General features: G+C 63.5%; 11 protein-coding genes. 4 read left to right on the top strand and 7 right to left on the bottom strand.

What is annotated here, in order from left to right:
* Positions 1–101 precede the first annotated feature (101 nt).
* Positions 102–1,940, top strand: a complete 1,839-nt coding sequence (locus tag ACSKB9_RS07265; protein ID WP_438072249.1) for a caspase family protein — start codon at positions 102–104, stop codon at positions 1,938–1,940.
* Between the two features lie 130 nt (positions 1,941–2,070).
* Here the strand turns inward: ACSKB9_RS07265 and ACSKB9_RS07270 are convergent, their stop codons facing one another.
* Together ACSKB9_RS07270 and ACSKB9_RS07275 are read right to left on the bottom strand one after the other, a co-directional pair.
* Positions 2,071–2,670, bottom strand: coding sequence for a DUF4384 domain-containing protein (locus ACSKB9_RS07270; protein WP_438072251.1), 600 nt, complete (start codon positions 2,668–2,670; stop codon positions 2,071–2,073).
* A 68-nt stretch (positions 2,671–2,738) separates the two neighbouring features.
* Positions 2,739–4,448: a caspase family protein gene (locus tag ACSKB9_RS07275; RefSeq protein ID WP_438080092.1), complete on the bottom strand. Its 1,710-nt coding sequence runs from the start codon at positions 4,446–4,448 to the stop codon at positions 2,739–2,741.
* Here ACSKB9_RS07275 and ACSKB9_RS07280 point away from each other — a divergent pair.
* Positions 4,338–4,619, top strand: coding sequence for a hypothetical protein (locus tag ACSKB9_RS07280; protein WP_438080632.1), 282 nt, complete (start codon positions 4,338–4,340; stop codon positions 4,617–4,619). The two genes, ACSKB9_RS07275 and ACSKB9_RS07280, sit on opposite strands and share 111 nt — an antisense overlap.
* A 36-nt stretch (positions 4,620–4,655) precedes the next feature.
* Here ACSKB9_RS07280 and ACSKB9_RS07285 read toward each other — a convergent pair whose 3' ends face one another.
* Entirely contained in the window at positions 4,656–6,380 is a 1,725-nt protein-coding gene (locus ACSKB9_RS07285) for a hypothetical protein (protein ID WP_438072253.1), read from the bottom strand.
* A gap of 171 nt (positions 6,381–6,551) precedes the next feature.
* Here ACSKB9_RS07285 and ACSKB9_RS07290 point away from each other — a divergent pair, with 171 nt between their 5' ends.
* Complete coding sequence (locus ACSKB9_RS07290) at positions 6,552–6,833, top strand: hypothetical protein (RefSeq protein WP_157347071.1); 282 nt, start codon at positions 6,552–6,554, stop codon at positions 6,831–6,833.
* A gap of 88 nt (positions 6,834–6,921) precedes the next feature.
* Entirely contained in the window at positions 6,922–7,902 is a 981-nt protein-coding gene (locus ACSKB9_RS07295) for a DUF4424 domain-containing protein (RefSeq protein WP_438072255.1), read from the top strand.
* An 8-nt stretch (positions 7,903–7,910) separates the two neighbouring features.
* On the opposite strand, the gene ACSKB9_RS07300 is transcribed toward ACSKB9_RS07295, so the two are convergent.
* The 4 genes from ACSKB9_RS07300 to tssM form a co-directional block, all read right to left on the bottom strand.
* Entirely contained in the window at positions 7,911–9,716 is a 1,806-nt protein-coding gene (locus ACSKB9_RS07300) for a serine/threonine-protein kinase (RefSeq protein ID WP_438072257.1), read from the bottom strand.
* Positions 9,713–10,417: a PP2C family protein-serine/threonine phosphatase gene (locus ACSKB9_RS07305; RefSeq protein WP_438072259.1), complete on the bottom strand. Its 705-nt coding sequence runs from the start codon at positions 10,415–10,417 to the stop codon at positions 9,713–9,715. Before ACSKB9_RS07305 ends, ACSKB9_RS07300 begins: the two co-directional genes overlap by 4 nt.
* A gap of 79 nt (positions 10,418–10,496) precedes the next feature.
* Positions 10,497–11,198, bottom strand: a complete 702-nt coding sequence (gene tagF, locus ACSKB9_RS07310; RefSeq protein ID WP_438072261.1) for a type VI secretion system-associated protein TagF — start codon at positions 11,196–11,198, stop codon at positions 10,497–10,499.
* Complete coding sequence (gene tssM, locus ACSKB9_RS07315) at positions 11,195–14,746, bottom strand: type VI secretion system membrane subunit TssM (protein ID WP_438072263.1); 3,552 nt, start codon at positions 14,744–14,746, stop codon at positions 11,195–11,197. The genes tagF and tssM overlap by 4 nt, the downstream gene beginning before the upstream one ends.
* Positions 14,747–14,767 lie beyond the last annotated feature (21 nt).

Consider the following 14,767-nt stretch of genomic DNA (forward strand, 5'->3'; position numbering starts at 1 on the left):
GGAGGTATGCCGGCGCCCGTAACGCTTGACGCAGTGGAGTTTGCGCGCGGCCACCTTCGATAAAGCTGCCGTTGTTTCGAGCCGATTTTTGGACGTTCGCCATGCGCTACACGCTCCTCCGAATTCTTGCTGTTCTTGCTGCTTCGGTTCTCCTGGCGTCTCAGCCAGCCTGGGCAACGAAGCGAGTGGCTTTGGTGGTCGGCAATTCGAACTATCAAAATGCGCCATTACTTCCGAATCCTGCCAATGATGCCACCGCTATCGCCGCGACCTTGAAGGGCGCCGGGTTCGATTTGGTGGAGTCTCGGCTGAACCTGACCTCGAGCGACATGCGGCGGGCACTGAGGGATTTCGCCGATCAAGCTCGCGATGCAGACATCGCCATCGTCTACTATGCAGGTCACGGAATCGAGATCGACGGGACGAATTATCTGATCCCGACGGATGCCAGACTTGAACGCGACACCGATATCTATGACGAGGCCTTCTCGCTCGATCGTGTCCTGCTGGCCATCGAGCCCGCCAAGCAGCTCCGCGTCGTGATCGTTGATGCCTGCCGCAACAATCCTTTCGCCGACACCATGAAGCGAACCGTCGCTTCGCGCGCGATCAGCCGCGGGCTCGCCCGGGTAGAACCCGCCGTATCCAATACGCTGATCGCGTTTGCGGCGAAGGCCGGACTGACCGCGCTCGACGGCAACAGCACGAACAGTCCCTACGCGACAGCGCTGGTGAAATATATCGCAAAGCCTGGACTGGACCTGCGCAGGGCTTTCGGCTTCGTCCGCGATGATGTCTTGCAAGCGACCGGCAACCGACAGGAGCCTTACGTTTACGGCTCACTGGGCGGTGAGGACGTTGCCCTCGTGCCAAAGGCAGAAGAGCCGGCGCCGCCGCCGGCTAACGCCTCGTCGGAGATTCGTCGCGACTACGAATTGGCCCTGCAACTGGGTAACAAGGCCGCTATGAGCGCGTTCCTCGCCCAGCACCCCGACGGCTATTACTCAAATCTGGCCAAGCTTCAGCTCAATCAGATCGACGCTGAGGACGCACGCGTTACCGCCACCCGGAAAGCGCAGGAAGCGGAGCAGCAGAAGGCTCGGCTTGCGTCCGAAGGTGCCCAGCGAGCGGAGCAGGAAAAGGCGGCCGCAGAATTCAAGGCCGCGGAGGATGCCCGTATCGCGGCAGAAAGAACAAAGCAGGCGGCGCAGGACCAAGCTGCCGAGGCTGAACGGAAGCGGACCGCATCCCAAACCTCAACGGTCGCCATGCTTTCCACGAACGGATCTGTGGTCGACAGCGCCAAGCCGGATAATATTGCAACCGCTACCCCATCGCTGAATAGCGAGGGCGCGAAGGTTGCCGCCTTGAACACGGCGCCGCCGCAGGAGGATCTTGCCAAATCGGTGCAGAGCGAGTTGAGCCGGGTTGGCTGTTTCACGGGCTCCATCGACGGTGATTGGAACGCGGCCTCGCGTCGCTCCCTGACCCTGTTCAACCGGCACGCCGGAACCAAATTTGACGTCAAGCTTGCAAGCCTCGATGCGCTCGATGCGATCAAGCTGAAGCCGGCCCGGGTTTGCCCGCTGATCTGCGAACATGGCTACAAGGCCGACGGCGACCAGTGCCGCAAGATCACCTGCGCCGAGGGCTCGTTCCTGAACGAGGATAACGAATGCGAGAAGCGGCGCGGGAAAAAGCCGGTGGCGAAGCGTTACATTGATGAGCGGCCGTCGCGCGCCGATCGTCCGGTCCGTGAGAGGCCCGAGCCGCAAGCCGACACTCCCCGACGACAGGCGACGGCAAGACCCTCTGGTGGCAGCGGCCAGATCGTGTGTGATGCTTATCTATGCCGCCCGGTCCGTCGCGGATGTCATCTCGATTACCGTGGCGGCGGAGGTCCCGGCGGCGGTACCGGCAATGTTGAGGTATGCAACTAGGTCGGAATGCACGGCGGCGCGCTCGAGATCGGCCGTCTCCTCCGCAAACCGCGGGGCCCTGCACGCCTCGGCCACGCGCGGGACGGTCTCCTCAACCGCCCGAGGAGCCGTAAGCAGCGCGATCGCTTACCTACTTGATGGAGTATGATTTGATGTCGAACGACCAATTGTTCGGCAACAGTCTTCCGCCGCCGCTGTCCGGTATCCGCAGCTGACTGGTCCAATCCGACAGATAGCTCAACGTGTCGGCCGGGCCCTGAAGCTTGCGCTGAATGTCCGGCAAATCGAGCAATTGCACACGTCGCTCGCTCAGGATCGCAACGATCACGGCGGACCCGGCCGGCGGCGCGACGACATATTCAAATCCACGTTGCTGTGCCGCCGGGATCGGAACGATGAATTGGACGCCAGGCTTGACAAGATTCATGTCGGGTCCGACCGACTGCGCCAATAGCTCGGCAGTCGGGAAGATCTGGCTCATCCGCCCTTCCGCATCAACATCCACCAGCATCAGATAGCCAGGCTTCCTGGCGGTTACGCCGAATGACACCTTGCCGCCAATGTTGACGGTTGGCCCCGGCAGGATCTCAAGCGCCACGCCGGCGGCATTTGCCGGGCCGCGCAGGGCCTGTACGCGCCAGAGCAACGGAGCATTCGTCGCACCTGCCGATGGAGCGGCCGATGGCGGCGGCGTCGCGCACGCGGCCCCGTTTCCTGCCAGCAGCAGCACGATCGCGAACCAGGATTGCTTGCGGGAAACCAGTTTCGCTGGCGACATGACCGGCTGTCACAGCTTCGTCAGGGAACGCTGAAAAAGCCGATTGACGCGATCCGCGCGTCCGCCGGCAGGTAGCGCTCCAAACTCTTGATCACCTGCCCCGAGGCACGGCGCCGGTTGAGCTGCATCAGGACCGTCTCCAGATCAACCATCCGCTGCTGCGAGGTCACCGCGACGATCTGCTCGGCGCCGAACGGCTCGCCTACCCGAAGAGGCAGCCGCAGATTTGCTGACCGAGCCATCGCGGCATCGGAACCCACCGGATACAGCATCTGGATGGTTCCATCACCGGACACGTTGAATAGCAGCACCGCCCGCGAACCGACGTCGGACAATTCGACCTCGACGGTCTGGCCGCTGCGCTGCTGTCGGTCATCCGGCCAAATACGCATCAGCTGCGGCGACTGCGTCGCCATGCGCTTCAGCTCCCGAATTGCCGCGGTTCGGTTGACCACTGTCGTCAAACCGCCAACGTCAACGCCATAGGCGACCACATCGCCCCAGGCGATCACGTCATGGGACACGGGGTCCCAGATCAGATCGGGATTATCAGTCGGTTGAACGGCTTGCACGCTGGCGTCCTGCGACTTGACGCTGGTGAAATAGTTCATCTTGCCGTCAAGCGCTGCCAAGCGGATCGGCGTGGTGAGGCGGAAGGGCGGCAGCGCGGCGCTGGACGCGGCCGGGGCGGTCGCGGCGGCACTGGTTGGAGCGGTTTGCGACTTGGCCGTAACGGCCGGCGGCGCAGGGGTCTGTTTCTCGGCGGACGCGACGGTAGCCTGGCCGGAGGCAGCTCGCGCCGCCGTCCCCTGGATCAGCACCACGCCGCGCGTCAGTTCGAACGCGACCTCGGTTTCCGGCATCTGTGCCGGCGACGATACCGTCACGATGTTCTGGCGCTGGTCGGACAGTTGATAGACCACCTGCCGAACATTGCTGAAGAGCTCCTTCAGGGTCACCTTGCCATCATGATTGATGTCCGCGTTGCCCTCCACGGCGCGCGCAACGGCATAACTCAGAGCGCCGCGCAGGCCATCGATCCCGGGAATCCGCACTTCCGGCGCCTTGGTGTGCCGATCGACCGCGGCGATGAACGCAGTGTGGTCGAGATCAAGTTCGGATTTCGGGTCGTCGCTGCTCGACACCGGCTTCAATTCGTCAACCAGCAGCGTGTAGCGCGGCACCTGTCGGAAGCTCATCTCTGCCGCCCGCGGATCGATATCGCGTACCATTCCGCCGCCATGGCAGGTATCCGCAACGAAGATCACCCTTGCGCCGCGCAATTCGAACTGCCGGATGAAATGGTTGAATTCGCTTCCCAGGATGCGCTCGACCGATCCGGCCGGCGTGGTCGCGAATTCGGGCAGCAAGAACACGTTCTCCATTCCGTCCGGTTCGGAGCCCTTGATCCGCTCCGGCTCCTGCGTGCCGTGGCCTGCGATCGACAGGAAGACGAGATCGTTGCTCTTTGTCCGCTCCACCAGTGAGCTGATCTCGCGCAGCACGCTCGCCCTGTCGGCCTGTGCGTTGGTCAGCTCGACCACGTCGCTGACGCCCATGGTCCTCAGGCTCGACACGATGTCATTGGCGTCGGCGACCGCGCCCTTCAATTTGCGTACATGCTGGTAGTCGTCGATCCCGATGACGAGCGCCCGGAGCGCCGCACCGTCGGGATTGCTTATCGACAGTTCACCCGCCGCATGCGCGCGCTGGAGTGGCAGGCCGATCAACGCAGCGAGCAGGATGGCGGCACACAGCCAACCGGTCCTTCGATCAAAGCCCCTGAGCGTTCGCATCGCGATCCACCTCGATATCAAGCAGGTCCGCCCTGGAACCGCACCGGCAAGGCAGAGCGGCAGGAATGCCGTCCGGACCTCCGGAAACCAGCGCGCAGGCCGTGATCCATGTTCATCTGTAGCCTTGGCAAGACCTCAGGTTCAGCGCCGTTTGTTCGCCGTCTTCCGACCTGTCGGCGCCTCGGTCTCCTGATAGGCGTTCGCGGAAACGGTCGTCTGATCATCTGCGAACGCCCGAAAGCGGACCGGAACGTATCCGCGCGCGAGCAGGCTCGCGAGCGGGTAGACGTTGCGGCAGACCCGACCGTTGCAGCCACCCGTCGAGGATTCCATGACCTCGGCCTTGCGATCAGGCGTGAACCGCAGGAACAACATCACGTGGGAACCCGGCTTGTTCAGGGCGTCACCAGGCTTGAGGTCCCAGGGATTGGTCACGGGTGCGGCGATCGCGGGAATGGCAGCGGTCGTGTAATGGACGGAAAGTCCCCACGTGGCACTGACGAACGCCGAACAGTCGACACCCGCCACATCCGGCCGTGGCTCGTTACGGGTGCAGACATTGCCCGCCAGGGTCCCGCCGTCGATCCGCTGCCGGAAATTCGCAAGCGAACCGTGGCAGCCCCAGCAATAGGGCACGCCGCGCACTTCCTGGTTTACCTTGCCCTGCAGATACCACGGCCGGCGAATACGACTGAAACCGGAGCATTGGCTGTCGGGATCGCTACCGTAGTTCGCCGGTGTCAGCTTCCACTGGATGCCCTCAAAGGCGAAGGCCGTCTCGATCGCCTGCTGGCGATTGGACGGCCGCACGGCGGCGGTCGCATTGAACTTGATATCCGGCCGCGCCGCCGCCGGCGCGGCCGCCGTGCGCGACGGCCTGACGTCAATGACGGATACCTTGCCCAAGGGGCGGAAGCCGACACCGACCACCTCGACACCAACCGGCTTGGTGCGCAGAAAATAGACGTCACCATCGCCCGAAACGGTGACGAACCGCCGGGTCACGGGCGTGTTCTCCAGCGGCAGTTCGTAGATACCCTCTAGGCGTCCGTTCGCGGCATAGCGTGCGACGAAGGTGGAGGCATTCTTGCCCGACGGCGGAATGTCCTCGGCCAGCACGTAGAAGCGGTCGCTGTTGTCGATCTCGAGAAACTCCACGGTGCCGAGCTGGTTGCGGACGCGCAGGCCGAGCTGACCGATGGTCTCGTTGGAGACCATGGTCTGGATTTCGACCCGAACACCGGCATTGCCCTTGTCGGGAATGATATCGGCGATCACCGATCCCTTGCTGCGCGAGGCGATATATTGCCGGTCGGGCTGTCGCGTCGTCCTCACGATGGCCGCGCGCGTATTCTGATCCAGCAAGTCGGTGGGGCTGCTCAGCGCCTGCGAGCCCATCTGTGCGAAGGCCGAAATGGCGACCTGGTCGTCGGTTCCGCGGGATGAGACTTCCTCCAGCTGGATCACGTCGCCGCCCAGCCCGCGTGTGGACTGTCCTGGTGCCGCCTTCAGCATCCGCACGCCGCTGTCCCAAACCATGATGTCGTCGTTATGGACGACGAGGTCGGTGGGCTGGACGTCGCCAGGCATCTTCAGGATGTCGGGAGCAGTGTTCGGTTGCTTGGGGTCGAACTGCAGAATGCGGCCATTGATTTGATCGAGCACAAACAGGTTTCCCTGTCCGTCAGCGCTGAGCGCTTGCGGGCCCGCGAGCTCGACGTCCTGGCTGGCCGCGACGATCCCCACCATGGATGCAGCCGAACCGCCGGCAAAGCTTCGCACGACCGCGTCGTCGGCCCTAGCCCCGGTGGCAGCTATGGCCGCGCCGACGATAGAGAGCCAGATCCAGCTAGATCGACGAAGCATATCCGCCTCAATGTAACCGAACCGAATGCGGCGTCAGTCCGACTAATCCAAGACTGCCTAATCCAAGACTGCGCGAGTGCAGCGTCAATTAGTGGCGAGCAACCCCGATCCCGTTCAACTCTTTCACTGGACGGTGATAGTCCGAACTCCTTCAGCTTGCAGTGCAAAATCATGGCCAGAAACAGATTTGAGCAAGTCAGTGAAATCCAGCCCGACGCGATTACTCTGGTTTTGAGACGCGACAATGCCGGCGCCTCCGGGTCAATCGTGTTGCCGGCCGCCGCAAGCGGGGGACGCCTGAGCAGCGACCAGGTCAGCGCCCATATGCCGGCCCAGGATGCCTTTCGCGGCGCAATCCGTCTCGCCAATGACATGAAGCTCGCGATCGTGGTTTGCGACCCCGATGGCGTCTGGAAACCGGAATGGGGCGACCTTTACCAGGCGATCGATTGACCCACACGGGCAGACGCTGCGGCGCCGCATGGAGGCCGGCATGGCAAATGGAGCGTTAAGCGGGCTGTCGTTGAGGTCGCGAGCCTTGATGATCGCCCTGTTGGCCGCAACTGGCTGGCCTGCGCGGGCGAACAATTCGGCGGCCGAATTGTCCATCGGCGGGCTGCAATTCGTCCGCACCAAGGACGTGGCCATGGCGAGCGAGGAGCTTCGTATCGGGCTGGACCGGGTCAGCGTTCGCTACCAATTCGTCAACCAGACGAGCAAGCCGGTTGCACTCACGGTCGCCTTTCCGCTGCCCGACATCGACCTGTCCGAAGCCGAGAGCATTGCGCTTCCATCGAGCGATCCAGTCAACTTCGTCGCGTTCGAGACCAGGATCGACGGCAACCCGGTGCCGCTGACCATCGACCAGCGCGCCATGGTCGGCAACAAGGATGTCACTGCCCTCCTCCGTCAGTTCAAGCTGTCCCTGCTGCCGCTCGGTGATCGGGAGATCCGGGTGGCCGACCTGCCGGCGACAACCCGCACGAAGCTGATCGATAATGGCCTTCTGATGCCTGCCGGCATGAGCGACAACGGTCGCCAGCAATACACGCCCGGCTGGATAACCAAGACGTCGGCTGTTCGCGAGCAAGTGTTCCCAGCGGCGCATACCGTCACGGTCGAACATCAATATCGCCCGAGCGTCGGCTCCAGCCCTGACACGGTCCTGCGCGCGGACCTACGTCGCAGCGCGGCGCTAGGCCCGGAGGTCGAGCGATACCGGAGAGACTATTGCATTACGGATGCATTCCTTGCCGAATTGGACAAGCGCACAGGCGACAGCCAGGCAAATACCCCAAAACTGCAGGAGCGGCGCATTTCCTACGTGCTCAAGACGGGTGCGAACTGGGCGGGTCCAATCCGGTCCTTCACGTTGACGATCGATCCGGGCGGCGACGATCGCCTGGTCAGTTTTTGTCCAGGGCGACTCAAGCCGACATCTGCCGACAATTCGCGGCAGTTCACGGCGAGCGACTTCAAGCCGGATGCCGACCTGAAGATCTTGATGATCGGCAAGTTCTGAACGGCAGCTCAATTGGTGAGCATCACATAGCGTCCAGCCGCGGTGATGGTCACGTTGCCGCGTTGAGCTTCGCTCGTTGCCTGCAGGAAGAATGTGTCGGCAGCCATCGGTCGCGGCTGGCGCAATAAATCCAGAACCCGCGGGGCTGCGACGGCCAACAGGAGTTGCGGACCGGTCGTACGCTCCATCGGCAGGGCAAAGGAAAGCGAGTCGACGCCCGGCTTCAGGAGATAGGACAGGCTCCGCACCTCGCCGCGATCCGAGACCATGAGCAGTTCAACCACCCGGTTGGCAAAATTCTCGACGGTCCCATTAAGGGTCTCGCCGGCCTTCAGCTCCGTCGCCGACAGGTTGATGCGGGGCGCACGCGCTTGATCGCTTCCGACCTGACTGAGGAATTTGACGGCCGGACATTGTGCCTGATTCACCTGCCTGACGCCGACCGAAGCCTCAAATCCCTGCTCCTTTCGAAACGCCTTGTCGAAGGTATCGAACGGGGCGGTCGAAGCGCCGAAGCCTTCAATGACGGCTGCGCTTGAGCTCACGGCAACAGGCAGGATGAAGAAGCAGTCGCCGCCCGCATATTGGGCGACATATTTGCGGATGCGCTCGGCCCGACCCGGCCCGTCGGGGGACGGAGACGGCGTCACCGTCGGCTGAGACGGCAGCTTCACCGGCTCCTGACGCGCCGGCGGTGGCGGAGCAGGCTCGCTCGGCGGCGCGGATGTCCCGGCGAGTTTCGGAGGTGGCGGCAAGGCCGCCAAGCCTGGTGCCTTCCAGACAAATTTGTAGAAGGTGTACCCACCGCCTCCCAACAGAAGCAGCAGCCCCGCGACGCAGGCGTCGAGCCAGATGCGGCGAGAGTTCCGCGTGGTTGATGGCACCCGCTCCTGCTGCGCAGACGTCCCGGCTTCCGGCTTCCCCAATGGATCGAAGCCGTAGAGCGGCGCGGCGGACGGCTGCGCCGAACCCGCCGGCGTCCAGTTGGCGACTTCCGCCATGGTCGGGCGCAAGGCCGGGTCCGGCTGCAGCATCCTCTCGAGAAGCGGCCTGATGCGCATGTCCACTGCGCCGAGATCGGGCACGCGCCGACGCTTCTCCACCAGCTGAAACTGGCTCCCGCCCATATCGAGCTTCTGTCCGGTCAGGGCATGGAACAGCACGAGACCAAAGCTGTAGACGTCGGATTTCGCGGTGACATCGTTGCCGTACAGGCCGACCTGTTCCGGCGACGCGTAATTGTCCTTGCCGGCGAAGCCGGAACCGATGATGGTCTTGTCACCCATCTGCGTCGACCGGGCGATCCCGAAGTCGATAATCTTCGCCCGCCTTACATCGTCGAGCGGCACGATGATGTTATCGGGGGAGACGTCGCGATGGATAATGCCGTGCTCGTGAGCGGCCTGCAGCCCCGATGCGACCCGCCGCATCAATTTGATCAGCGCTTCGAAGGTCAGCGGCCCATCGTCGAGCATGTTCGACAGCGAGCGTCCGTTCACAAACTCCATCGCCAGGTACGGGCGCTGCAGTGCGGGCTCGACCGTGAACAGGAAGTAGCGAACGATTGCTTCATGCGGAAGATTGTGAAGCGCGGCCGCCTCCCGGCGGAACAGCGCAAGCGCCGCCTCGTTGTCGACCATGTCGGGCAGCAGCATCTTGACCGCGACGGGCGATCCGGTCTGGATCTCGCGGCATCGGTAGACCTCCCCCATGCCGCCTGCCCCGATCATCGTCTCGATCTCGTAAATGCCGTTGAGCCGGGTGCCGGCCGGCACACCGCGGTAGGATGACCGAAACGGATCGTTCGCGGTCATGGTCGCGACTCCCGATCAAGCGGCGTTCTCGTCGGCTCTGAGGATCGCGGCGCGAGCAATCGCACGATCACGATCGTGACGTTGTCGAGCCCGCCGCGATCAAGTGCGAGCGCGAGCATGTCGTCGCAGGCGGCCTGGGCAAGGCGGGTGGCCGCGTGCTGCTCGATCTCGTCGTCCCGCACGTGCCGGGTCAAGCCGTCACTGCAAATCACGAAGATGTCTTCCGGTTCGGCCGGACCGGTCACCACCTCGAACTCGGGGTCGGCGACAACGCCGACAGCCCGGGTGATGGCATTGCTCGGCCAGTCCTGGACCTCTTCGCGCGACAGCGCGCCATCGGCGATCAGCTCCTCCAACTCGCTGTGATCGTGCGATACCTGTGTGATGCCGTGGCGGTTGATCAGGTACACCCGGCTGTCACCCGCCCAGATACAGGCATAATGGCCGTCGCGCACCAGCAGGACTGCCGTTGTGGTCCCGACAATGGCACCCTGCCTTGCATGGCTGAGTGCCAGGATCTGCTGGTTGGCGCTGAAGAGACGCGCCTCGCATTGCGCCAGCAGGTCCGCCGCGGAGTCCGGGGCGCCGATGGAATCAAGCGCCTCCACCACGATGCGGCTGGCAAGATCGCCCGCCTCGTGACCACCCATACCGTCAGCGACGGCCCACAAGCCGACGTCGGTCCTTACCAGGGCATGCATCCTCGTTCCGCGCCCGCACCCGTCCGGCGTGAGTGACGCTACCGACATCGAACAAGGATGGGACGTGTGCCATCGCGCGTCATCCCGTCCCGGATACTTCGCGGCCAACGTCGCCGGTCAGCAGCGCGGAATAGCGAAACGGATCCGGCAATCCGCGGCAACACAGTGCGGTCGGCGAGAACCCTTCGCCCCCGGCGGTCCACCAGAAACTCGCCGCGGCATAGACTTGAGGGTTGGCGCCGCAGAGCGTGCCGAACGACCCGGCAAACCCATCGACCGACGAAATCATTCCCAGCGTCGCGCCACCCAGCGACACCACCGGCGGTCCATCAGTCCGCGGCGTCCCCAGACGTGGAAGCGCGAAACGATCCAGTGCATCGGAGATCTGCTCGAACGTCGCAGCCCGGTCGAGGGTCGAGAGCAGGAACGTCTCCACTTGCCCATACCACTCGTCCTGCGGATCGATCTGCGGCGGCGACAGCGCGGCGTCACCATCCGGCGCCGCATGCAGCGTCAACGGATAGTATCGCCCCACACCGTCAAGCGAGGGCATGATCGCCCCTGCGACGGTGGTGCCGCAGATCGCGGCGCCAAGCCAGAATCGCCAAATCGGCGCGGTCAGGAATGCATCCTGCCAGCCGGCGCCGAGTTGATGGCGGCTCGCGGAGATGGCTGCCTGCACCCACGGCTCCCAGACTTCGAGGAAGCTGCGCGGCGTCGCGATCGCGATGAAATCACGCTTCGCGCCGATCTTGCCGAATAAGCCGCATCGCATGGTCATATTCCGGTCGGGCAACGAAACTCGCGGAGCACTGACAGGTTTAGCGGATTGCGCAACGATCCGGTCGAAATCTGATAGTTGAGCTCGCGCCCGGCAACAATGAACGTTGCGCTGGCGGATTCCGCCTTGGCGACCAGCGAGCCAGCCTCCAGCATTCGGAACAACGACCAGGGGCCGATGCGCTCGAGCACGGATGGCGAGCCGGTCTCGTTGCTGACCGAAATTGCCGTCCGCGGCGATGGGCCGGGCCAGAGCACCGTCGTCGGTGAATTGCTCTGCGGCGGCGGCGGCGGCGGAGCGGGTTGCGGCGCGCCAAACATGGAGGGGGTTGCGGCTGGTCCTGGTGTGGTTGGGCTCGTGATCGTCGTGCCGCCGATCTCGGTCTTGACTGTGATGCCGGGTCCGGCCGCGGCCGGCGGCCGGATCGCAAAGGACACCGCCGGCACACCGCCGCCAGTCTGGAAAAAGGCGTCGCGGATATAGGCTGCGTTCTGGAACTGCTTTAGCGTATCGGGCGAGAACGATCGGCCGACGGGGCTCTCCTTCCGCCAGACCCATTCGGATCGCGACGTATCCGCATAAGGCGCCAGGAACTGAGTGAAGAACTTGTCCATGACACCGTTCGGGCTGAACAGTTTGGCAAAGTCCGCGAGCGGGACTTCCTGACCGCTGCTCCGTACGAACGGGTAGCGGTTGGTCACCGTCTGCTGACAGACCGGCGTGACCTGATCGCGCAACGACTGCAGGATCTGACCGGCCGTGGAGGCGGCGATGCTGCCTTCGAACTCCGCGGCCGCCGCCCGCAGCATATCGGAAAATGGTGGCGGCATGCGCGAGGCATTGTTGCGCAGCGCCGCAACCTGGGTCTGAAGCCCCGCCGTTGCTTGCGCCGTCAGCTGCGGATTCTCGACCATCAGCGTCAGATTCTGCGCGATGTCGTTCAGGTTTGCGATCGTCGAGTCGATCGGCCGGCGGGTGCTCTCCCCTTCAAGCACTGCATGGTAGGGTTTGAATTGCGACTCGATCGCCGCACCGGGCGTACCATCCTGGGCGTTGTTGAACAGCGCCGGCGCGGTCACCGCGGGCGGCGCGGCCGGCGTGCCGCCGCTCGCCGGCTTCGGGCGTTCCTTGGTCAGCATCGTCTCATCGCGCACCGACTCCAGGATTTGCCGCATCGGCGAGGTCGGCGCCGAAAGCGCCCTCAGCACCTCGTACTTCGGCTTGTCCGCGAGCAATTTCTTCAGACGCAGACTGCCGAGCGCGGCCCGCCACGTCGTCACGAACTCATTTGAGTAGATGCTGAGCAGATCGCCAGCCAGGTTGTCATACTGCTGGTCGATTGCCGATTGCTGGCCGGCGTCACCCAAGACCCAGCGCTCCCGCTTCATGCGCTCTGACAATCCGGGCAGTCGAGCAATGAACTTCTGATTGAAGCCGTTGTAGGTGAAGAACTCGGGCACCCGCACATTGTCCAGGGGCTGCCCAGTCGTGGTTTCGAAGACAACTGCCACGTCCGGACCACCTCGGCGGCTGGCGATCCAGTCGCCGGCGGTCGATCCACGAGCCTCCGACTTCAGGAACTCGTAGGCGCGTTGCGACACGCTGAGGCGCGCCAATGAATTCTGGGCCTGCTTGATCAGGCGTCCGTCAAGCTCGACCAGCGGCGGCTGCTCGGTTTCGAGGTCGAACATGGCGACGAGATTTTCATCGAGCAGACGCCGTCCCTCCGCGTTGGTCGCGCCGGGATACAGGTTGTCCGCCCAGTCGCGCTGCATCCAGGAACGGATGAGCTCGCGGTCCGGGGATTGCAGGCCGCCGAGCATCAGGTAGACCTTCAGCGCCTCATAGACGAAGGCAGGCTCGTTGATGCGCGCATTGAGCTGCTCTTCCAAACGGTACAGCAAGCGAGGCCTAAACATGCGCTCAAGCGCGGTGTGATAGGCTGCCTTCGCGGGCGACAACAGGCGCGCGTGCTGACTGAGCCCGTAGCGCGCCGACAACGCTACCGGCTCATTCCGTGAGGCATAGCCGGCCGGGGCGTTCCGCAGCCGATAGAGCAGCGGCAGCACCTTGTCGAGATCATGATCGGCGATCAGCGTTTGCTTGATGAGCGGCGCCCCGGCGGCGGCATACTCGTTGTCCGCCTGCAAGCTCTGCTCGATCAGATCGGAGTTGCGCTTGTAGCTGGTCAACCACGCACCGATCAGTCCGATCGCCACCAAACCTATCAGCGACAGCGCCGCGGTCTTGAGGATCAAGGCGCGGCGCACCGCAGCGCGGTCGGTCGAGACCCAGTCGGCCTCGCCAATGATGACCTTCGAAATCAAATCGGCAAGGAAATAGCTCTTGCCGGTCCCGGAGTACGATCCGGCACCGACTTCCTCCGCGCCGAACGTACGCGCCAACGATCCGATCAATTGATCGATCGGCGTCCCCTGCTGCGTGCCCGACGTGAAATAGAACCCACGCAGATTGGCGTTCACGTGATACCGCGTCGGCTCAAAAATCTGGTTGAGGAAATCGTGGATCTGCGGCTTGAGCCGCGCCATTTGCGCCGGGAAGCCGAACAACTGCACCCGGTGCTGCGGCGTCGGCTCGTCCTGCAGACGGTCGAGCGTTTCCTCGCTCAGACGCTCCAGCAGGCGATCGAATTCGACCGGGACCTGCCCCACCAGATTCTGGGTCTTGTCGGCGGTCTGGAACGTGGCGCCCCAGACCTGGCGCCGGCCGGCCTCGCCGAGATAGGCGAAATATTCGGTGAAACCGGCAACGAGGTCGGCCTTGGTGAACAGCGCGTAGACCGGGAAGCTCACTTTCAGCCTTTGATGCAGTTCGAGGAGCCGCATCCTGATGGCATCGGCATGAAGCGCGAGTTCCTGCTTCGGCAGCGTCAGCACGTCCTCCAGACTGATTGCGACGAGAACGCCGTTGATCGGCTGGCGCGACCGATTTTTTTTCAGGATGTCCAGGAAGGACAGCCAGCTTTCCTTGTCGGCCTTGCTGTTTGAATCCTGGGTTGTGTAGCGACCGGCGGTGTCGATCAGCACCGCCTCCTCGGTAAACCACCAATCACAGTAGCGAGTCCCGCCGACCCCGGCGATCGCCGCCGGCGTCGCCCCGCGCGCGAGCGGAAACTTGAGCCCCGAATTGACCAGCGCAGTGGTCTTTCCCGCACCTGGCGGACCGATAATGACGTACCAGGGTAGATCGTAGAGATAACCGGACTTGTTGCCGCTCGCAGTCTTGAGTGTTGCGAGCGCATCCTTCATGCGCTCCTTGAGCACCGGCTCGTCGCTGACAGCCTGGTCCGCACCGCTGACGCCGTCGGCGATCTCTTTGGCATTCTTGCGTCGCTTGAAGAAATGAAGGCCGGTGATGCCTGCGGCCGCAGCGCCGAGCAGCAGGATCGCGATCTGGCGAACGATGTGATTTTCCAACGGATGCCAGTCGCCGAAAGCAACGAAGGGACCGGCAAGGTAGATCACTGCCCCAAGCGAGCTGAGCCCGACTCCATAGAGAACGATGCGTAGTATGTCCTTGGCGAGCATATTGACCGGTACCTGTCGCTT

Origin of the sequence: Bradyrhizobium sp. BR 1433 (assembly GCF_051547665.1) — a bacterium.
GTDB classification, from domain to species: Bacteria; Pseudomonadota; Alphaproteobacteria; order Rhizobiales; family Xanthobacteraceae; genus Bradyrhizobium; species Bradyrhizobium australafricanum.